Below are 19,059 nucleotides of genomic sequence, written 5' to 3' on the forward strand. Positions count from 1 at the left end.
TGTTTATATGTGTGTAAGTTCGGCCACCTTACTGGGTGCCACCTACTGTCATGGCATCCAGCTTCAGTGTCGGCTGGCCTACGCCCACCGGTATACTTTGGCCTTGCTTGCCACAGACACCGACACCGGCATCCAGGGCTAAATCATTGCCTACCATCGACACCTGTTGCATCGCTTCAGGGCCGCTGCCAATCAGCGTTGCGCCTTTAATCGGCGCGGTAATTTTACCGTCTTCAATTAAATAGGCTTCTGAGGCCGAAAACACAAACTTGCCCGAGGTAATATCTACCTGACCGCCGCCAAAGTTGGGCGCATAAATGCCTTTTTTCACGCTGGCGATGATCTCTGCCGGATCGCTTTGACCGGCCAGCATATAGGTATTCGTCATCCGCGGCATTGGCAGGTGAGCAAAAGACTCGCGCCGGCCATTACCGGTAGGCGCTACGCCCATTAGCATGGCATTGTGTTTGTCCTGAATATAACCTTTTAGAATGCCGTTTTCTATCAGCACGTTGTATTGGCCCGGCACGCCTTCATCGTCAATATTTAATGAACCACGCCGGTGCGCCAGAGTGCCATCATCGACGATAGTACATAGTTTAGACGCGACCTGCTCGCCAACACGGCCAGCAAAGGTAGATGAGCCCTTGCGGTTAAAATCGCCCTCTAAACCATGGCCTACCGCTTCATGCAATAACACGCCAGGCCAGCCGCTGCCAAGCACTACCGGCATGGTGCCAGCCGGCGCATCGATGGCGGTTAAATTAACCTGCGCCATACGCACAGCTTCACGGGCATAATGTTGCCAACGCGGCTCGCCGTTAATGCTGTCGGTAAAATAACTGTAGTTGGTGCGCCCGCCGCCGCCGGCACTGCCGCGCTCGCGCCGGTCGCCCTGTTGCAACAACACTGAGCAATTTAACCGCACCAGCGGGCGGATATCAGTAGCATAGGTACCGTCACTGGCAGCGACCAGTATTTCCTCGTACACACCGGATAAACTTACCATTACCTGTTCGGCACGACTGTCCAGCGCACGGATGTAGGTTTCAATCTGATGCAGCAAGGCTACTTTTTCTGTATTACTTAAGCTTTGCAGTGGCTCGCATGGCAGGTAAATATTGCTGTTACCACTTTTGCTAAAGGCTTTTACACTACCGTGCTGGCCATGAGCGGCAATACCGCGGGCGGCTGTAGCGGCCTGTTTAAGCGCCGCAGCGCTAATGCTGTCGGCGTAAGCAAAGCCGGTTTTTTCGCCGCTAATAGCGCGCACACCAACACCGCGCTCTATATTAAACGAACCGTCTTTCACCAGGCCGTCTTCCAGCACCCAGGATTCATGTACGCTGGATTGAAAATACAAATCAGCAAAATCGAGCTGATGATCGAATAAATAGCCCAGCGTGGCTTGCAGATCTTTATCAGTCAGGTCGGAGGCGGTGATCAGGTTCTGCTCTGGTGCAGTCATGGTTTTAGCTCACTGTTAAAACGGTTATGTTGCAACAGCGGCATTTTTTGCGCCAGGCTGCTGCAATCGGTTAAATCTACTTCGGCTGATATCCAGCCTGGCGCAGTTTTGGCATCAGCCAGAATACGGCCCCAAGGGTCAATAATCAGGCTGTGGCCCCAGGTTTCGCGGCCATTGGCATGAACGCCGGTTTGGTTGGGCGCCAGTACAAAACACTGGTTTTCTATCGCCCGCGCTTGCAGTAATATCTGCCAGTGCGCAGCGCCGGTTACCCGGGTAAAGGCCGACGGTACGCTCAGTACATTCATGCCTTGCGCGGCCAAAGCCTGCATTAAGCCGGGAAAGCGCACATCATAACATATCGTCATGCCAAGCTTTAACTGCCCGGTGCTGGCCAGCGTTATTTTTTGTCCGGGCATAGTACTGGCTGACTCGCGATAACTGCCGGTGCTGTCGCTAACCGCGACGTCAAACAAATGTAGCTTTTGGTAGTCGGCCATTATGCTGCCATCGGGGGCGAATAATATACTGCAGGCACTAAAACGACTGGTTTCCTGGCATTGGACGGGTAACGAGCCCGCCAGCAAATACACACCATACTGCCGCGCCAGCGTAGCACAACCTAACTGAATATCACCCTGGCCCAGCGGCGCTTTATAGTTTGCTTGTAAGCCATCACTACCGCCAAACACGGCAAAACACTCTGGCAAGGCCACCAGGTGCGGTAACGCGCGGCCATAAGCGTCATCTAATTGCTGTAAATACCGCTGTACCGCCGCCATATTTTGCTCTGGCTGGGGCGTGCTGTTTAGCTGAATAGCCGATAAACGCCATTTGGCCGCGCTGCTAACGCCAGATATTGTGTGGGTTTCAGCCATGTGGTGCTCTTGGCTGTGACGCCGGTTGTTCTGTCGCAGGCAACTCTATAATGGCTTCAGGCTGCGCCACGCGCACCGGTACCGGCACTTCTTTACTGTGACGGTTGACTTCGGTTACCACAGGTTTGTCAAAGCTGCCGGTAACGGTAAAGTTAATCTTTGAGATCACTTCAGCACTTTGGAACACTTCGTCCAGCGCCAGTGCCGCCAACCCGGTAGCCGGGTTAACCATCCAGGCTATTATCACCGGCAAACTGGAGGTAACCTTGGGTGAAAACGCCATTTGATAATCCATATCACGGCTGACCAGATCGGCATAGCCTTGTATTTGCAAGTTGCCGGGCACGCCGTCGATGGCCGCATCGCTGGTTTGTACCACGCCTTGCGAAATAGCCAGATTGCCGCTCATGCCGTTGTAAAAGAAGCCTTTGGCAAAGACGTCGCGAAAGTCCAGCCGTAACTTGCGTAGCAGTGAATCCAGACTAAAAATAGAAAACAAACGCGCGCCCTGATCACTGACTTCGGTAAGCGAGCCTTCGCCAAGCCGGTAGTTTACATTGCCGGCTAAATCGGCCAATGCAAACTGGTTCGGTGCACCAGGCCAGTTCAGTGCAAAACTTACCTCAGCTGAACTGCCGGAAATCGCCGCTGTAAGCTGGTATTCCTGCAGTAAACTGCCAATATTATTGCTTTGTACTTCGCCACTAAACTGGCTTACGCCGGCTGTAGCATCCTCCTGCCAATGGCCGCTAAGCGACAGCCGGCTGCGTTTATAGCGCGCGTCAAACTGTGTTAGCAGCCACTGCTGGCCTTCACTATGCGCTTTAAGGTTAACCTGTCCCAGCCGGTAAGGGCCAACACTGCAATCGGCACAGCTGATATCTAGCGGTGGCGCATCCAATAACCAACGCTGCGGATGGCGCACTAATTCGGCATCAGTGCGTGTCACCTGTTCTGGTAGCGGCAGGTGCAAATAGTCCAATGTGGCACTGATTTCCTGCTGACCCGTTTTAGCAAATTGCCAGCGGCTGGCAATTTCAGTGCCATTGAGCTGTAGCTGCCAATTGTCGCTATGCTGCACTAATTCGAATACGGTGTTGTTTAGCGCAATATCCGGTGCCAGTGTAAGGCGCTGTACTTTGCCCTGCACTTTGTTTAACGGCGGAAACAACGTTGAGTCAGTACTGTTAGCGGCAGCAAATTGCTGCTGGATGAACTCGAACCAACTGATAAAGTCAGCCTGAGGTAAATCAACACTGACATTAAAACCACTGCTACCCAGGCCAGTATCCGTGCTGGCAGCATTTAGCTGTACCCGGCTGAATTGCTGGCTATCGTGCATTAGCTCGGCATGAAAATGCAGTTTGTCGTGCAGGTGCGCCGCCAGCAATGAGCGCTGTTCATTGCCGCTTGCCGTCACTAACAGTGGCATGTTGTCGGCGACACTTTTGTTATAAGGCGCAGGTAGTTTTAGTTCAGTGGCAGCTAAATCAGATTGTAACCGGGCATGGTAACTAAAACCGCTGTGGGGTAAATTCAGTGCCAGTTGTAGTTGCCAGGCGGCGTCACCTTCTACTAAGGCCGTGGCAGGTGCATGTAGCGCCTGCGTTAACTGCTGCGCCTGATGCACACCTTGCAGTTGCAATGCCAGTTGGTAACCATCGGCGCTGTTAGCACCGTTAAGTGTTGCTGTTAGCGGTAAGCCACGCCAGCTGAGGTTAAGGTTATCGGCGCTGATCTGCTCATTAACAAAACGTAGTTCACCGCTAAGTTGCTGTAGCTGCATCGCCGGTGCAGCAAGTGTCAGGCCATTCTGATTAAAACTAACGGTGCCACTGGCATGCACGCCGGGCTGCTTCAAGCCAACTGCCAGCTTTACATCCCCCCGCAGCTGACCAGTTGCGCCCAGATGCGCCAGCGTTTTACCCAGATTATCTGCCAGTGGCGACTGCAGCATAAGAGTGGTTAACGCAGCAGCATCGACACTGCGACTGATATCGATATCCAGCGTATCGGCGGCAAATAAGTTACTGATTCGTGCATTAACGCCGTCTTGCAACGCAATGCCCGCCAGTTCTCCGGCTAAACTTTGTATCGACATGCTGGCATTATCAAACAGCAATTGAGCACTAAAATCAGTTAACAACGGCCAGTCTGGTGCAAAGGCAAATTGGCCGTCGTCAAGCTGCGCCAGCACCTGAAACACCCCCTGCTGGTCGCGGTAAGGAAACCCGGCAGGCTCACCGTGCCATAGCATGGTGGCCTGGCTTACCGTACCGGCAACAATCGCCTGTTGCAGGTAAGTGCGTACTTGCTCAGGCATATAAGGTGCCGGAAAAAAGCGGCCGGCCTGACTGGCATCAGCTTGTTGCAGTTTTGCCAGCATTTGCAGTTTATCATCCAGCTGCAAGCTGGCATCAAGCTGCATTGACCCGGCTTTAAGCTGCAGTTGCGGCACACTCAGTCGCCAATGCTTGTCTGGTTGGCCAGCCTGCCAGTAAAGGCTGGCGCTGAGCTCGTCATAGTCGGTAGCGTTGTTAAACAGGCTGTCCCAGCTTAGTTGCGCAGCACTACTGCGCAATTGTATCCGCGCCAGATCGCCGCTGATAATAAAGTCACCGTTCAGGTTGCTGACACCAGGTACATCTCGCAGCGGTGCCGAGTGCAGGTTATGAATATCACCACTGAAATACCACTGACCTGCATCGCTATACCATTGCAATTGTGTCAGCTCAGCACGGGGCTGATATTGCATAATGTTTTGCAATGGTGCGATATCATCTGCCAACAGAGTTGCCAGCGGTGTCAAAGCTTCCAGCGCAAAGCGGTTCAGACTGGCCTGCCATTGCTCATCGCTGCGACGCAGCTGAAACTGCAACCCAGGCCATCTTTGCTTACCAGCACTTAGCGTTAAATCGCCGGAGTACAACAACCAGCCATCGGCATCAGGTTGCCACAACAACTGGCCCTGCCCAAGCTGCAACCGGTGATCTTTACCATCACGTTGCCAGCTCACGCTGTTGTTGGCCAGTTCTACCTGAAACCGGCGCAGCGTACCCTGGTCAATACGGCCCCAGGCGTTAAAATTGATGCTGGCCTGTTGCAATTTTTGGCTGGGCGGCAGCAAGCTGGCAAACCAGGGCAGTACATCCAGCTTATCGCTTTGCAGGTACAGCTGACCAAACGCTTCTGGCAGGCTTGGGCCATATAAATCAAGCACAAACGACACCGTATTGGCTGTGACGCCAGCCAATGAAAACTCACCGTAACCCTGGTGGCGGTTGGCGCTGTTGGTCCAGTCTAGCTGCTTGATGTGTATTGTCAGATCGGCTGTGTCATCACTTTGCACTATAAGCTGGCTGTCTAGCACAGAAAAATAGGTTAACTGGCGGAAAAACAGGTTTTCAAGTGCGTCCAGCACTGGGGTGGCGTCAAGGCTGGCGCTGTTATCACCGGCCAGCAAACTGTCGGCGGAAACATAATAACGCAGGCCGCTAAGCTGAAAATGCCGCGCCGTAAGCTGACGCCCCAGCAGGCTGCGCCAGAAGTCTAGCCTAACCTCGGTTACGTCAATATGCAGTTGCAAATCATTGGCGCTGTCGTACAGGCTAACATTATTTAACAGCAGCGCCGGGCCGAATTTTTGCCAGCCAGCGCTCAGACTGCCAATGCGCACATTAGCGTTGTAGCGCTCACTAATAAGTTGTTCAATTTGGTGCTTGTAGTTGTCAGCGTAGGGCAGGCTGTAACGCATTACGGTAATACACACGGCCAGCAGCACCAGCAAGACTGCCAGTGTTAGCCACAACTTGTGTAAACAGTAAAAACAAAGCCGTTTTGCTTGCACTACATCATCACCACATCAAATTGCTCCTGCGTATACAGAGGTTCGGTCTGGATGCTGATTTGCTTACCAATAAATACCTGCAACTCAGCCAGGCTATGAAATTCATCATTAGTCAGTGCATCCTTTACTGCCGGAGACACATACACCACAAATTTATCAGCCGCATAAGCCCGGTTTACCCGTACAATTTCACGCAACACTTCAAAACACACTGTTTCAACCGATTTTAAACTGCCACGCCCCTCACATACTGGACACTCAGAACAGAGAATATGTTCCAGACTTTCGCGGGTTCTTTTGCGCGTCATTTCAACCAGCCCCAGCGCAGAAAAGCCATGAATGTTGGTTTTGGCTCTGTCGCGTGCCAGTGCCAGCTCCAGGCTGTGGAAAACGCGCTTTTTGTGCTCAGCATTTTGCATATCAATAAAGTCGATAATAATAATACCGCCCAGATTACGCAGCCTTAACTGACGGGCAATGGCCTGGGTAGCTTCAGTATTGGTGTTAAAGATGGTTTCATCCAGATTCCGGTGGCCGACAAAGGCACCGGTGTTAACATCAATAGTCGTCATTGCCTCGGTTTGATCGATAATCAGATACCCGCCGCTTTTTAGCGGAACCTTGCGCTCCAGTGCACGCTGAATTTCATTTTCAACGTCAAACATATCGAAAATGGGCCGCTCACCAGGATAGTATTCTAACAGCGGCGTCATATGCGGAATAAACTCTTCGCAAAATGCAGTGAGCTGCTGAAACGTCAGTTTAGAATCAACCCTTACCCGCTCGAGCTCGGTACCGACAAAATCACGCAGTATGCGATAAGTCAGGGTTAAATCTTCATACACTACGCCTTCTTTGCGGGTTTTTTGCTTGCGCTTAATCACCTTAGCCCAGAGTTTTTTCAGAAATTTGGCATCCTGTGCCAGCTCGTCTGCGCCAGCTCCCTCAGCAGCAGTGCGCACAATAAAGCCGCCGCTGTCATCCAGATACTGGCTGACAATATCTTTTAACCGCTGGCGCTCGGCGTCACTCTCCAACCGTTGCGACACGCCAACATGTGGCGAGCCGGGCATAAATACCAGATAGCGCGACGGTAATGTCATGTCGGTTGTCAGGCGGGCGCCTTTGGTGCCAAGCGGGTCTTTAACCACCTGCACTAGCAGATACTGGCCTTCACGCACCAGCACCCGGATATCTTTACTGGCTGCAGGCTTACCGTCCAGTTCGGCAATAGGGTCGTGCTGTACAATATCAGAAGCATGTAAAAATGCGGCTTTGTCCAGACCGATATCGACAAAAGCCGCCTGCATGCCAGGTAATACCCGGCTGACCTTGCCCACATAGATGTTGCCCACCAGACCAAGCTTAGCCTGGCGCTCGATATGCAGTTCCTGCAGCACGCCGTTTTCGATCAGTGCTACCCGCGTTTCGCTGGGGGTAACGTTTAACAGTAACTCGGCACTCATTGTGTCTCCTGCCATTGTTGTAGCAGTTGTTCGGTTTCAAACAGTGGCAGTCCCACCACGGCGCTGTAGCTACCGTGTATACGCGGAATAAACTTTCCAGCCAACCCCTGAATGCCGTAGCCACCGGCTTTGTCCTGCGGCTCACCGCTAAGCCAGTAGCTGTGAATATCTGCCGCACTTAACGGCCTGAACCACACTTCAGTACAGACCAAAGCACTAAGCTGCCTAGTTGCATCCAGTAAGGCAACAGCCGTCATCACCTGATGGCTGCGGCCGGATAACTGCTGCAGCGTCTGGTTAAAGTGGTCAAAATCAGCCGGCTTACCCAGTATAGCTCCGTCGCAGACAACGATAGTATCGGCGCCCAATACCGGCTTGTTACTTTGCAAGCGCTGCAAACCAGCCCGGGCTTTTTGTTGCGCCAGCCGCTGCACGTAAACCGCCGGCTGTTCATCAGGCAGTGGTGTTTCGTCGATGTCGGCGCTAACCAGTTCAAAGGTTACGCCAAGCTGAGTCAGCAGTTCACGCCGACGGGGAGAGGCCGAAGCCAGTGCGATGTCAGGATAGTTCATTAACAAGGGTTCATTGTATTTTTAACTGGCGCCGGTAGCGGCGCAATAACCAAAATAACCAGGGCCATACCAGCATGCCGGTAAGTACCGGCCACAGGTATTGTGGCCGGAAGTACACCCCGGTGAGAAAATGACTTAACCAGAACAGCAACAATTGATACAGCGCCAGTAACAGACCAAGCAGTAATGACTGCTGGATCACCGAAAAGTTACGGATTTTAAGATGATGTTGTGCCACGGCAAAAATAACCACTGAAAATGCCAGCGCATTAACACCCAGCACAGTGCCAACCAACACATCCACAATAAAACCGGTGAAGAATGCAGTTATAATGCCGACTCGGTGCGGTAATGCCATGGTCCAGTACATTAATACCAGCAAAGCCCAGTCTGGCCGTGCCAGTTTAACCAGCTGTGGCATCGGCATTACCGTAAGCAACAGCGCAATAAGTAACGATAAATAAATGAACCCCAACCGCTTTGGTCTGTGCATTATGGCTGCTCCTGCGTTTGGTCAACGTCGGTAACCACCTGGCGTCGTGCCAGCAACAGGACATGACGGATGCGATCTAACTGCGCAAAGGGTTCAGCATAGACCACCATAAACGGCTGACTGACATCCTGGCTGATGCGGGTTACCCGGGCCACCGGGTAACCTTCAGGGAAGCGGCCATCCAGACCAGAGGTTAGCAAACGGTCACCTTCACGGATGTCGGTACTATGTGGTAAGTGCATTACGCGCAATGAATCCCACTGCCCCAACCCTTCAACAATAGCCCGTACGCCGGTACGCTCGGTACGCACTGCAAGTGCATGGGTGTTGTCTGAAATTAAGATTGCCCGACTGCTGGTCGGGCCCAGGCTGGTAATTTGTCCGACCACGCCCTGATCATCAATTACCGGTTGATGCTCCTGCACACCATCTGATGAGCCTTTGTTCAGCACCACCTGATGGCTAAACGGGTGGCTGTATACTGCCAGCACTTCGGCGATCAGCGGCTCGCCCTGAATTTGCGCTGCAGACCCAAGCAATGCGCGCAGTTTGTCGTTCTCTTGCTGCAAAAAGCGCAATAATTGCAACTGGCCACTTTGCTGTAACAAGGTTTCTTTTAGCCGGCTGTTTTCTTCAAGCACCGTTTGCTGTGACATAAATTGTTCAGACGCACCGGAAAACAAGGTTTGTGGCAAACTGGCAACGTAGAATAACGGGCTAACGGCGGAGGTAAGATAACTGCGGAGTTGAGTAGAGCTGTCGGTGTAACGATCGACTAACATCAGGCCGACACTGCACACAACGGCAAGTAGTAACCGCAGTGGCAATGACGGACCCCGAAAATAAATATCATTCATACTATTACTGGCACAGCTGTCAGTGTCAGTTAGTCATAACTGAACACATCACCACCATGCATATCAATCATCTCCAGTGCTTTACCGCCACCACGGGCGACACAGGTTAACGGGTCATCAGCTACCACTACCGGAATACCGGTTTCTTCCATTAATAACCGGTCCAGATCGCGCAGCAGCGCACCACCGCCGGTTAAAACCATACCGCGCTCTGAAATATCTGACGCCAGCTCTGGTGGTGATTGCTCCAATGCGACCATTACCGCACTGACAATGCCTGCTAATGGCTCTTGCAGCGCTTCTAAAATTTCATTACTGGTCATGGTAAAGCTACGAGGTACGCCTTCAGCCAGATTGCGGCCACGCACTTCAATTTCCAGCACGTCATCACTGGGGTAAGCCGAACCAATTTCAGTTTTAATCCGCTCAGCGGTGGCTTCACCAATTAAAATGCCGTAATTACGACGAATGTAGTTAACGATGGCGTCATCAAATTTGTCACCACCAATACGCACTGAAGATGAATAAACAACGCCGTTTAAGGAAATAATGGCAACCTCGGTCGTACCACCACCGATATCGACGACCATAGAGCCGGTTGCTTCTGACACTGGCAAGCCAGCACCAATAGCCGCTGCCATCGGTTCATCAATTAAGTATACTTCGCGGGCGCCGGCACCTTGTGCCGACTCACGAATAGCGCGGCGCTCTACCTGAGTAGAACCGCATGGCACACACACCAGTACACGTGGGCTGGGGCGCAAAAAGCTGTTGCTGTGCGCCTGGCGAATAAAATGTTGCAGCATTTTTTCGGTCACATAAAAGTCGGCGATTACACCATCTTTCATTGGCCGTATGGCTTTAATATTGCCCGGCGTACGGCCCAGCATGCGTTTTGCTGCATGGCCGACGGCCGCCACACTTTTTGGCCCGCCTGCGCGTTCCTGACGGATAGCAACAACAGACGGCTCGTTCAGCACTATGCCCTGATCTTTTACGTAAATCAGTGTATTTGCAGTACCCAGATCGATAGATAAGTCGTTTGAAAAAAGGCCACGTAATTTATTAAACATGAAAGAACCGGATCCTTATTAGCCAGAGCGCCGAACAACCACTCAACAGCGCTGAGCTGTGGCGTCACATGGGTAGTAATTAGTGCTGGGGTTATTCTATGTAACTCCCCGCCAAGTGAATAGCTTTATCTTACATTTTTATGCAATTAAACCAAGCCCCGCCGCTATTTATCTATTGGTGCTTGCGCTGCGCAGCATAACGACACCAGCTGAACCTTTACTGAAAGCGTTCGCGCCAAAAAATTTGTCGTGGATTGCCGCGAAAACGACCAAACATAATATCGGCTTGCGGACATTGCTGGTAAGTTACTCCAGCCAGCTCGCAAGCTCTTGCAGGGGGTACCGGAGTGCGCCATTGATAACGCAAGTGCTCTGGTGCCTGATATTCTACCCGCCAGTTACCTGGGCTGCCGTTCGGTACTATCCAGACAGGCCCGGCGGCTATTTCACCGTTTAACATCGTTTGCGCCGTGCCGCCAAATGCTAATAGCGGGCTATTACCGGGCGGGTTAGTCAATAACAGTGGGTCAACCTGGGTGCAGTTATCCGCCAGATTGGGCACAAAAGCGCTGCCATTCCAGTATTCTGTGCGAAACACCAACGGCAACGGTTCCTCTTCCGGCCCGGCGGTATTTTGTACTACCAGCCGACCGTAGCGCAGATCTGTAATACCGATTAGCTTCGCCGTGCAATTATTTGCAGCCACGCAATTGCCGGCAGTATCTACATTAACATCAGCTTCAGCAATGCTGACGTTGTCATTGTCCAACGCTTGTACAGCCAAGCGAAGCTGTGAATATGGCCCATCCTGTAAGGCAGGATCGGCACGATTAAACTGCAGCGCCGGTGCCGCATAAGTTAACACACCCTGCTGCCATGGCGGACTAACGGTACCGGTTAGTCTGGCGGTCAGCGCAGTACCATCATTATCATTTTCTGCTTGCAGTAAACTCACCGCACTGGCGAAACTGGCGGTGTAATTCTGGGTGGTGATATTTTGCATATTGCGGGCGGTTAGTGTAAAACCGGCAGCAAAAGGCTGTTGCATATAGCTAAAACTAGTGCAGCCCGGCGTGATACTGGCGTCTGCCAACAGAAAGTCTTTTGGATAAAAGCGGCCTGTAGCCGCACTCTCGGCAGCCGGCACAGCATCTGCCATCGTCAGATAATTAAATGCTGCGGTACCAAAGCGAAATACACCCACTTCAGATACAGCCTGCTGCACAGCCGTTTGCGCTTGCAGTTGACGGTTATGATTATACGCCGTGGTTGTAACCTCCCCTGCCACGCCAGTCAGAGGCGCCACCAGGCTATGATTTAATGGAATGGCGTTTTGCGTAAAATTAGGTGTCACCGGGTTAGCACAAATATCAGCGCTGCCACTTTGCCAGGCACGGGCACTGATGGTAACCGGAAACGCTTCGCCTGCACGGCGAAAAGCCTGACAACTGGCATCACCGGCAGCACATTCACCACCCGTTTGCAGACACAACCCCAGCGGCCGGCGGATAAACTGATCTGCACCATTCATGATCAAGCCCGCGTCAGCCGTCGCGTCACCACCAGTATAACGGGCATTTAGCTGGACCTGGCCGGCATCCGCATAGTTAATGTCTATGCTAGCTTGCCCCTGGCCGTTAAAAGCCAATGTCTGACTTTGCCTGTTTGCCTCTGTCAGGCCGGCATTCTGGTTATTGACAATAACAGGCAAAGAAACGGGCCGCCCGGTGGCATCAGGCGTAATATAGTCACTCCAGAAAGCCACGCTACGGCTGACATTGGCGAACGCAGGCACACATTGCTGGCTGGCGTTGTCTTTGCGCACTGCACTTAACAGGATGTTTTGCTGTGGCTGATTGGCGATACCGTCTGGCACCTCAAACAGCAGGCCGCTGTCGGCAAAACTGATGTTGCAGGCTGCAGCAGACAAAGCGCCACTTCCGGCCCGGCACAGAGTCTGACTAAAAGGCCGGGTTGACGGTATCGAGCCGGATACACCGACTGTAGTACTGCCAATTACAGTGCGGGCCAGACTGGCAGTGGTAGTGCCGCCACTGAAATTGATAGTGTTGCCGCCCAACCAATTTACACCGGCGCTGCCGGCCGGGCTTAAGGTTGCACTGACCGGGTCGGTAACTAATTCTGAGCAGCTGGGGTTTTTGCAGGCACGTATGGTAAAGGTTTCCGGTTTACAGGTTAGCGCCTGGCCACTGTAATCAAATTCAAAATGGTCTATCTGCTGCCCAACCGGCAAGGAGCGCAGCGCACAAATGCTCAGATTATCCAACTCATGAATGTTGGTAGAACCACCGGTAGAAGCAGTAATAGATAAAAAGAAGTTATCTGGCACGGGTGCCTGCCCCAGCTGGCTTTGTGCATCAAAAGGCGCAATTAAAGTAACAAAACCACTGCCAGTATTTCGCTCAACCGACACCTGGGTACTGCCGGCTTGTCTTGAGTCTACGATAAAACGGTAACGGTGTGGCGTATTCTGGTTGCCATCAACAGCAGGTGATAAACAACTGCCGTTTTGGTTTGTAGTGCCATTGTTACAGGTCCCGCGAAGATAACGATAACCTGAGGTACCCTCGCCCGAACCGCGAATAACGACGGATTGCCGTCGCCTGCCGATATTACCTGCACCGCCTTCATTGGAAAAGTTGCCAAATTCGTCTAAACCAAATCCCAGCCAACCGCCGGAAAAGCCCGGAATACCTGGTTTATAGCCATAACCGAGTGGGCCGCCAAAAGCACCTGGCTGCGGTGTAATTGTGGCGTCAGATAACACAACCGCAAGACCGTCCGCCCCGCTACCGCCGTAAGCGCGATAATCAAACTCTACAATTAACAGGTTATCTGCCGCAGGATACAACCGCTGATACGTTGCTGAGGTAGATTGGTTGCCTACTGCCTGTGTCAAGCGCAACCAGCCATTTTCAATTCTCGGCGTGAAGTTACCGCTACTTCGGCTGGTAACCCAGGTGTCTGCCAACACACCAGCACTAAAATCATCGGCTAGACATTGCAAAGCGCCGGCACAGATACGGGTTGTATTTTTGTCTGCCAGGATTTGCGCGTTGCTCCGTAAGCCGGAATACACTCTTAGCTCGTCAATTACACCGTCAAAATAATTTGTAGGCGTACCGCCATAACTGACAGCGCCAATAAACACATCACCAGAAGTATTCTTATTTGTTTGGTCTAGATTACCTTGTCCTGAAGCTGACGCCAGCAGACTATCATTGCTATTGCTGTACAACCGCAAGTTTGCCCGTACAGTGCTGCTACCGCCAACCCGCTGAACATCGGCGGCAAAAAAATACCACTGCCCAGTGTTAAGGCCGTAGTTTAATGTTAAAACACCACTAGACCCAAAGCGATTCCATATTTGCAGTTTTAAATTATTGCCTTCGATAAAAACCCTGTATTCCTGAGTATCGCCTCCTTCACCTTTGTGTAAAATAGTACCGTCCGCTATTTCTGTTTTAAACCAACCACTTATAGTTACAGCGGCATTCGCGCCGGACGTTTGTGGTGATAAATTATTGCTGTCGGGCACCCTGACATAGTATCTCGCCGGGTAATAGGTGTTATTCGGATCAGCGTTATAGCCTTCACCCCGAAACCAACCACCGCGGCATAACAACGCAGCGGATGTTGAACCACCATTTACCGCTGTACCATGGTTACCGCCCGCAGAGCTATCCAACACTTCGCCGCTTTGGCCTGTCCACTGTGTTTCATCCATTTGCCAGTGTGCAATCGGCTCAGCATTAACAAAACCAATGCCGAGGCAATGTATGACGAAAATAAGCAACACATAACAAACGCTTCGGCTAAACATCAACGTACCTCTATCTGCACTGTGCGGCTGGTAGTGAAACCGCCGGCAACACAACTGGCCGTGCTGCTAAGCCGGTACAGCGGCGTTGCGCCCGGAGTCGGATCGCTATATGCGTTGCAGCTTATTTGTGTGCTGCAACCTTGCAGTGCCGCACCGCTAAAGTTAATGCTATTTGTGACCGCACCACAGTCGGCTGGGCCTGCAAGAGGAAACAACTGCGGCAACGCCAATTCTAAGCCACTTTGTGCAGCAAACAAGGTACGGGTGCCCTGCACTTCATACACTACACTTTCACTGCCGCTAATCAACAAACGCGATAAACTGAGTACCAGCGCCAGCATCAGCACAATAATAAACACCGCAATAACCAACGCACTGCCGCGCTGGGCCTGCAATTTAGGGTACATTGGCAATATGCACCTCATAGTTAAAAAACATGTCGGGATTGTTGTCGGCGCCAAACTGCAAAAAAATATTCACCACTGAATTGCGCGTTAATACAGCATTACTTACCCGAAATACATTATTGCTGCGCAGCCCTTCAGCCATTAATACACCATTGCGCAATAAATTGTAGCGGCCCTTGCCATCTGGCACCGGACAGTAGCTTACCGGCGCGTCGGCAATATAAAAGCGCCGCTCCGGCGACTGGCGGGCAAAACGAAAGCTGGCGTTGGCCAAACGTAAAGTAAAACGGGCATTGCTGGCGTCAACAGTACTAATTTCGGCAAGGGCAGCCGCGGCGCCACTGTTTGGCCCGGGCACATAGACATCATTGATATTGCGCGGGTACACCAGCACCGTGGGTTGCTGACCAGGCAAAAATGTTACCGGGCTGATGGCGGCTAAATCCCGGCTGATAACGCTAAACGGATCATTTGCGCTATCAAAGGGTAAGCTGATATAGCTGCCACTGTATAACATTGGCGAAAATATCAGGCAGTCGCCGGCCGCTGCCAGAAACAAGCTGTTAGGCACAGCATTGCGCACTTCACGTAGCAGCCGCTCTGCAACAAAACGGCTTTGGCCTAATATTTGTTCGCGTTCTGCCGCTTCTGAATACATCCGTGCGCCAATACCCAGATAACTGCTAACACCACCGGCCAGTATGGCCAGCAATACCATAGTGACAATCAGTTCGACCAGGGTGAAACCGCGACTGCGCATTACCAGTTTCCTTTTAAAGCGGCAAAATCTACCACCGCGCCGGTAGGGGTGGTTACCTGGATCAGGATGCGCTTGGTTAGCGCATCGTCGTAACTTACATTTACCTGTAACTGGTAACTACGGTAAATATCTGCCATACGCGGGTCATTGCCAAAGATATTGTTAATCTGGTCACCACTGGCATTAAGCCCATGAAAATCATCAACATCATCATACTGACTGCGCGATTCAAAGGGGCCGCCCGGACAACTGCTGCTGCCATTGGCGCAATCGGCACCAAAATTGGCAGCCAGGGTGCAAGACGCTGCGCCAGCTTCATCACAACGCAATAAACTACCGCTGCGGTTACTGTTTTCATCAAAGGCTTTGCCCAGTATTTCATTCATCAGGCCGTGGCCCAATTCAGCAGCACGCACCTGATGCCAGGGATCGGCAGATTTTACGTACAGCGGGCCCAGCACTGAGGTAATAATACTCAGGCTAATGGCCAGCACCACTATGCCGACAATTAATTCAATTAAGGTAACGCCGTGCTGCCTGCCTAGCATGGGTGAATATAGCCTTCGCTTTCAATACAGACGTTAAGTGTAGTCTCGCCTTGCACACCTATAGTACAGCTGCCGGCACTGCAATTTGGCCGGCCAAGATTATCAAAGCTAATGGTTGTGGCTGGGGTAAAACTAACAGCATCGCGCGCAGCAATACACACTGCGCTGGCGGCATCATCGCAGTTGGCTGCGCCAATAAGCGCTGAGTTTGTTGTCAGGCTAACTGCCGGTGTTGCACAGTCGGTGCATTGCATCGCCTGTATTTGCGCGCGGCGCAGCAGGTTTAGCAGCTGGTCTTGATACAAATATTCAGAACTGCCAACAGCAGAAAAAAAACGGGGCACTAAGCTTACCGCCAGTACCCCGATGATTACCAGCACCACAATCAGCTCAACTAAGGTAAAGCCTTTGTGTGATGCGTTGTTCATTTATATAACCTGTAACTTAACAGCCATTTGCGTGCACAGTAATTACAGGTTTGGCACCACCGCCCACAGACTCCTGATACACCAAGTGGCAAGCATCAGCTTCTGCAGGCTCAACAACAACGCCTGCTGGCGAAACGATTACTGACGTAGCCGTGGCACCAAAACCTGGCAAATTGGCCCCAGTACCTACAACTACATCCCATTCTGGAACCACTAGCTCCGCAACAGCACGAATAGAGGCCACAGTTGCAGCAGGAAAGCCCTCAACCACGCCTGTTAAAGCACCACAAGCGCCCGCAGTTTGCGGTACTACGTTACCATTGGCCGCTAAACAAGCATCACCATTTTGCAAACCAGCAATTATTGATTTACCGTATACCAAGGCTCCAGCTGACTCTAAGGCGCCACGAGCACCGTTTAAAGTCGATTGTCTGGCATCACCGGAGAAATCTAAAAACCTGGGCGCTGCCGTTACGGCCAGAATACCCAGAATCACGATAACAATAATTAGCTCTATTAATGTAAAACCTTGGCTGCGTTTCATTACTAAACCTTACTTATGGCTTATTTAAATTAAGTGTAACCTGACCAGTTGCCGGGCTGTAAGAAAAGGAATTGTTGCCTGCGACACCAGTTGGCGCTGCAGTTAAACCAGCGGTCTGGTGATAAAAACAAACGTTTCCAGCTACTCGGACGAAAATCTGTTCAGTTGCGGCAAAAGTTGTACTGGCTTGTAATTGTTGCTGGAACAAATTATCAAGCAGGAACTCACAATCTGTATCTAAAACTGTAGTTGATAAAGTATCAGTCAATGGGTTACCAGAAGGATAGCCAATAGAACCATCAACCCCAATATTAATACCATCGTAATTAACTTGGGTAATGTTGGTCACTGTGTCATTTGGGCGACCAGCAACTTCCCAACCTGCCCGCACCAAGCCAACTGCAGAGGCAAAGCCTCCGGCTATGCCTTCTAATGATGCATCTTCTGCCTGTGCAGTCACATTTAAAAACCGTGGTAAGGCCGTTACTGCCAGTAAACCTAAAATGATTATGACAATAATCAGCTCAATTAAAGTAAAACCTGATTGCCGTTTCATATTTGTATCTCCATCTGATTGTTATTGTTAGTATATCGCCATTATTATTAATTACACCCACATTTACACATTCGCAGTTTGATCCAGCTTAACTGCTGCCGCCTTTGTAGGCGTTTAGCATATCCCACATTGGCGTAAAAATACCTAATGCCAGTATTAATACCATAACCGCTACGATGCTAATGAGTATCGGCTCTATTTTGGCAGTTAAACTTTTTAAATCAAACGCGACTTCACGCTCGTAAAAACCGGCAACTTCAGACAGCATATCATCCATGGCGCCGGTTTCTTCGCCCACCGCCAGCATTTGTAACACCAGCGGCGTAAACATTTTGCTTTGCTGCCCTACCCGTAGCAGGCTTTCACCGCGTTCGATATTGCGCCGCATCTCACGAATTTTCTCGCCTAAATGTTCGTTGTCAACCGCGTCGGCCACTAGCGTTAGTGCACTGGTCATTGGCACACCGGCCTTTAACATCATGCCAAAACTGCGGGCAAAACGCCCCAATGTGGCGCGATAGATGACATTGCCAATAATAGGGAAGCGGATTTTCCAGCGGCCCCACACCATCCGACCAGCAGGCGTTTTTATATAGGCGCGCAAACCAAAGGCAGCACCGAGCATAAACAGCACGATAAGCGGCCAAAAGCGGATAAAAAATGCTGAACTGCCCAGCAATAGCTGGGTAGACCAGGGTAATTCTGCGTTAAAGCGGGCAAACATATTGGCAAACTGCGGGATCACCAGCAAGTTCAGAATAAACATCGCCACTACCAAAGCAATAAGCACAAAAATCGGGTAGCGGGTAGCTTGTTTAATTTGCTTTCGGGTTTCCTGCTCCTGCTCAAAATAATAGGTCAGTTGTAAAAAGGCTTCGTCCAGCCGGCCGGTGTTTTCTCCGACATTAACAATACTGACCATCAGCCGGCTGAATACTGCAGGATGCGCCGCCATCGACTGCGACAAAGTGCGGCCATTTTCCAGTTGCTGCACCAGCTCGGTTAACACGTACTGCAACCGCTTAGAGCTGGTGCTTTGAGCAAGCCCTTCAATAGCACGTATTATTGGGATACCAGCACGGGTAAGCGAGTACATTTGCCGCGACAGCATAATCAGGTCAGTTAATGATACGTTAGGCTGCCACCAGGCAATACCGGGCTGAGCGTCTGTCGGTGCATCTTGTTGCCGCACTATGGTAAGCGGGATAACACTGCGCCGGCGCAGTAAGTCGGCGGCTGCACTTTCGTTGCCTGCCTCTAACTGGCCGCTCACGGCATTGCCGTTTTGATCTCGTGCTGTGTAACGAAATTGCGCCAT

16 protein-coding genes are annotated in these 19,059 nt (G+C 51.4%); all 16 read right to left on the reverse strand.

Features of this window, described 5'->3' with window-relative positions; translation table 11 throughout:
• Positions 1-28 precede the first annotated feature (28 nt).
• Positions 29-1,468 (reverse strand): metalloprotease TldD, encoded by a 1,440-nt coding sequence (tldD, locus tag ACYVIC_RS03105; protein ID WP_460857173.1) that lies wholly within the window; start codon positions 1,466-1,468, stop codon positions 29-31.
• Entirely contained in the window at positions 1,465-2,346 is an 882-nt protein-coding gene (locus ACYVIC_RS03110) for a carbon-nitrogen hydrolase family protein (protein WP_460857175.1), read from the reverse strand. The genes tldD and ACYVIC_RS03110 overlap by 4 nt, the downstream gene beginning before the upstream one ends.
• The gene (locus ACYVIC_RS03115; RefSeq protein ID WP_460857177.1) at positions 2,339-6,193 is read right to left on the reverse strand and encodes a YhdP family protein; all 3,855 of its coding nucleotides are present in this window, start codon (positions 6,191-6,193) and stop codon (positions 2,339-2,341) included. The genes ACYVIC_RS03110 and ACYVIC_RS03115 overlap by 8 nt, the downstream gene beginning before the upstream one ends.
• On the reverse strand, positions 6,193-7,659 hold the full coding sequence (rng, locus tag ACYVIC_RS03120) for a ribonuclease G (RefSeq protein ID WP_460857179.1): 1,467 nt from the start codon (positions 7,657-7,659) through the stop codon (positions 6,193-6,195). The genes ACYVIC_RS03115 and rng overlap by 1 nt, the downstream gene beginning before the upstream one ends.
• Positions 7,656-8,231, reverse strand: coding sequence for a Maf family protein (locus ACYVIC_RS03125; RefSeq protein ID WP_460857180.1), 576 nt, complete (start codon positions 8,229-8,231; stop codon positions 7,656-7,658). Before ACYVIC_RS03125 ends, rng begins: the two co-directional genes overlap by 4 nt.
• 10 nt (positions 8,232-8,241) lie before the next feature.
• A complete protein-coding gene (gene mreD / locus ACYVIC_RS03130) occupies positions 8,242-8,724 on the reverse strand; it encodes a rod shape-determining protein MreD (RefSeq protein ID WP_460857182.1) in 483 nt (160 codons plus the stop codon).
• A complete protein-coding gene (gene mreC, locus ACYVIC_RS03135) occupies positions 8,724-9,581 on the reverse strand; it encodes a rod shape-determining protein MreC (RefSeq protein ID WP_460857184.1) in 858 nt (285 codons plus the stop codon). The genes mreD and mreC overlap by 1 nt, the downstream gene beginning before the upstream one ends.
• A 29-nt stretch (positions 9,582-9,610) precedes the next feature.
• Complete coding sequence (locus tag ACYVIC_RS03140) at positions 9,611-10,654, reverse strand: rod shape-determining protein (protein ID WP_008219881.1); 1,044 nt, start codon at positions 10,652-10,654, stop codon at positions 9,611-9,613.
• A 217-nt stretch (positions 10,655-10,871) separates the two neighbouring features.
• A complete protein-coding gene (locus ACYVIC_RS03145; protein ID WP_460857186.1) occupies positions 10,872-14,498 on the reverse strand; it encodes a DUF6701 domain-containing protein in 3,627 nt (1,208 codons plus the stop codon).
• Positions 14,498-14,905, reverse strand: coding sequence for a type II secretory pathway component (locus ACYVIC_RS03150; RefSeq protein ID WP_460857187.1), 408 nt, complete (start codon positions 14,903-14,905; stop codon positions 14,498-14,500). The genes ACYVIC_RS03145 and ACYVIC_RS03150 overlap by 1 nt, the downstream gene beginning before the upstream one ends.
• Positions 14,895-15,665 (reverse strand): PilW family protein, encoded by a 771-nt coding sequence (locus tag ACYVIC_RS03155; protein ID WP_460857189.1) that lies wholly within the window; start codon positions 15,663-15,665, stop codon positions 14,895-14,897. The genes ACYVIC_RS03150 and ACYVIC_RS03155 overlap by 11 nt, the downstream gene beginning before the upstream one ends.
• Positions 15,665-16,213, reverse strand: coding sequence for a type IV pilus modification PilV family protein (locus ACYVIC_RS03160; protein ID WP_460857191.1), 549 nt, complete (start codon positions 16,211-16,213; stop codon positions 15,665-15,667). The genes ACYVIC_RS03155 and ACYVIC_RS03160 overlap by 1 nt, the downstream gene beginning before the upstream one ends.
• A complete protein-coding gene (locus ACYVIC_RS03165; RefSeq protein ID WP_460857193.1) occupies positions 16,207-16,641 on the reverse strand; it encodes a prepilin-type N-terminal cleavage/methylation domain-containing protein in 435 nt (144 codons plus the stop codon). The genes ACYVIC_RS03160 and ACYVIC_RS03165 overlap by 7 nt, the downstream gene beginning before the upstream one ends.
• Positions 16,642-16,657: 16 nt before the next feature.
• Positions 16,658-17,185, reverse strand: coding sequence for a prepilin-type N-terminal cleavage/methylation domain-containing protein (locus ACYVIC_RS03170; protein ID WP_460857194.1), 528 nt, complete (start codon positions 17,183-17,185; stop codon positions 16,658-16,660).
• A gap of 13 nt (positions 17,186-17,198) precedes the next feature.
• Positions 17,199-17,741, reverse strand: coding sequence for a prepilin-type N-terminal cleavage/methylation domain-containing protein (locus ACYVIC_RS03175; RefSeq protein ID WP_460857196.1), 543 nt, complete (start codon positions 17,739-17,741; stop codon positions 17,199-17,201).
• 88 nt (positions 17,742-17,829) lie between these two features.
• A complete protein-coding gene (locus ACYVIC_RS03180) occupies positions 17,830-19,059 on the reverse strand; it encodes a type II secretion system F family protein (RefSeq protein WP_460857198.1) in 1,230 nt (409 codons plus the stop codon).

The sequence above is a fragment of the Rheinheimera gaetbuli genome (assembly GCF_054781935.1).

Bases quoted from the DNA above. Each gene is read 5' to 3' on its own strand.
- ACYVIC_RS03175 (WP_460857196.1), bottom strand. From the start codon at position 17,741: ATGAAACGGCAATCAGGTTTTACTTTAATTGAGCTGATTATTGTCATA.
- ACYVIC_RS03125 (WP_460857180.1), bottom strand. From the start codon at position 8,231: ATGAACTATCCTGACATCGCACTGGCTTCGGCCTCTCCCCGTCGGCGT.
- ACYVIC_RS03110 (WP_460857175.1), bottom strand. From the start codon at position 2,346: ATGGCTGAAACCCACACAATATCTGGCGTTAGCAGCGCGGCCAAATGG.
- ACYVIC_RS03170 (WP_460857194.1), bottom strand. From the start codon at position 17,185: ATGAAACGCAGCCAAGGTTTTACATTAATAGAGCTAATTATTGTTATC.
- ACYVIC_RS03165 (WP_460857193.1), bottom strand. From the start codon at position 16,641: ATGAACAACGCATCACACAAAGGCTTTACCTTAGTTGAGCTGATTGTG.
- ACYVIC_RS03155 (WP_460857189.1), bottom strand. From the start codon at position 15,665: ATGCGCAGTCGCGGTTTCACCCTGGTCGAACTGATTGTCACTATGGTA.
- ACYVIC_RS03160 (WP_460857191.1), bottom strand. From the start codon at position 16,213: ATGCTAGGCAGGCAGCACGGCGTTACCTTAATTGAATTAATTGTCGGC.
- rng (WP_460857179.1), bottom strand. From the start codon at position 7,659: ATGAGTGCCGAGTTACTGTTAAACGTTACCCCCAGCGAAACGCGGGTA.
- ACYVIC_RS03140 (WP_008219881.1), bottom strand. From the start codon at position 10,654: ATGTTTAATAAATTACGTGGCCTTTTTTCAAACGACTTATCTATCGAT.
- ACYVIC_RS03145 (WP_460857186.1), bottom strand. From the start codon at position 14,498: ATGTTTAGCCGAAGCGTTTGTTATGTGTTGCTTATTTTCGTCATACAT.
- tldD (WP_460857173.1), bottom strand. From the start codon at position 1,468: ATGACTGCACCAGAGCAGAACCTGATCACCGCCTCCGACCTGACTGAT.
- mreC (WP_460857184.1), bottom strand. From the start codon at position 9,581: ATGAATGATATTTATTTTCGGGGTCCGTCATTGCCACTGCGGTTACTA.
- ACYVIC_RS03150 (WP_460857187.1), bottom strand. From the start codon at position 14,905: ATGTACCCTAAATTGCAGGCCCAGCGCGGCAGTGCGTTGGTTATTGCG.
- ACYVIC_RS03180 (WP_460857198.1), bottom strand. From the start codon at position 19,059: ATGGCGCAATTTCGTTACACAGCACGAGATCAAAACGGCAATGCCGTG.
- mreD (WP_460857182.1), bottom strand. From the start codon at position 8,724: ATGCACAGACCAAAGCGGTTGGGGTTCATTTATTTATCGTTACTTATT.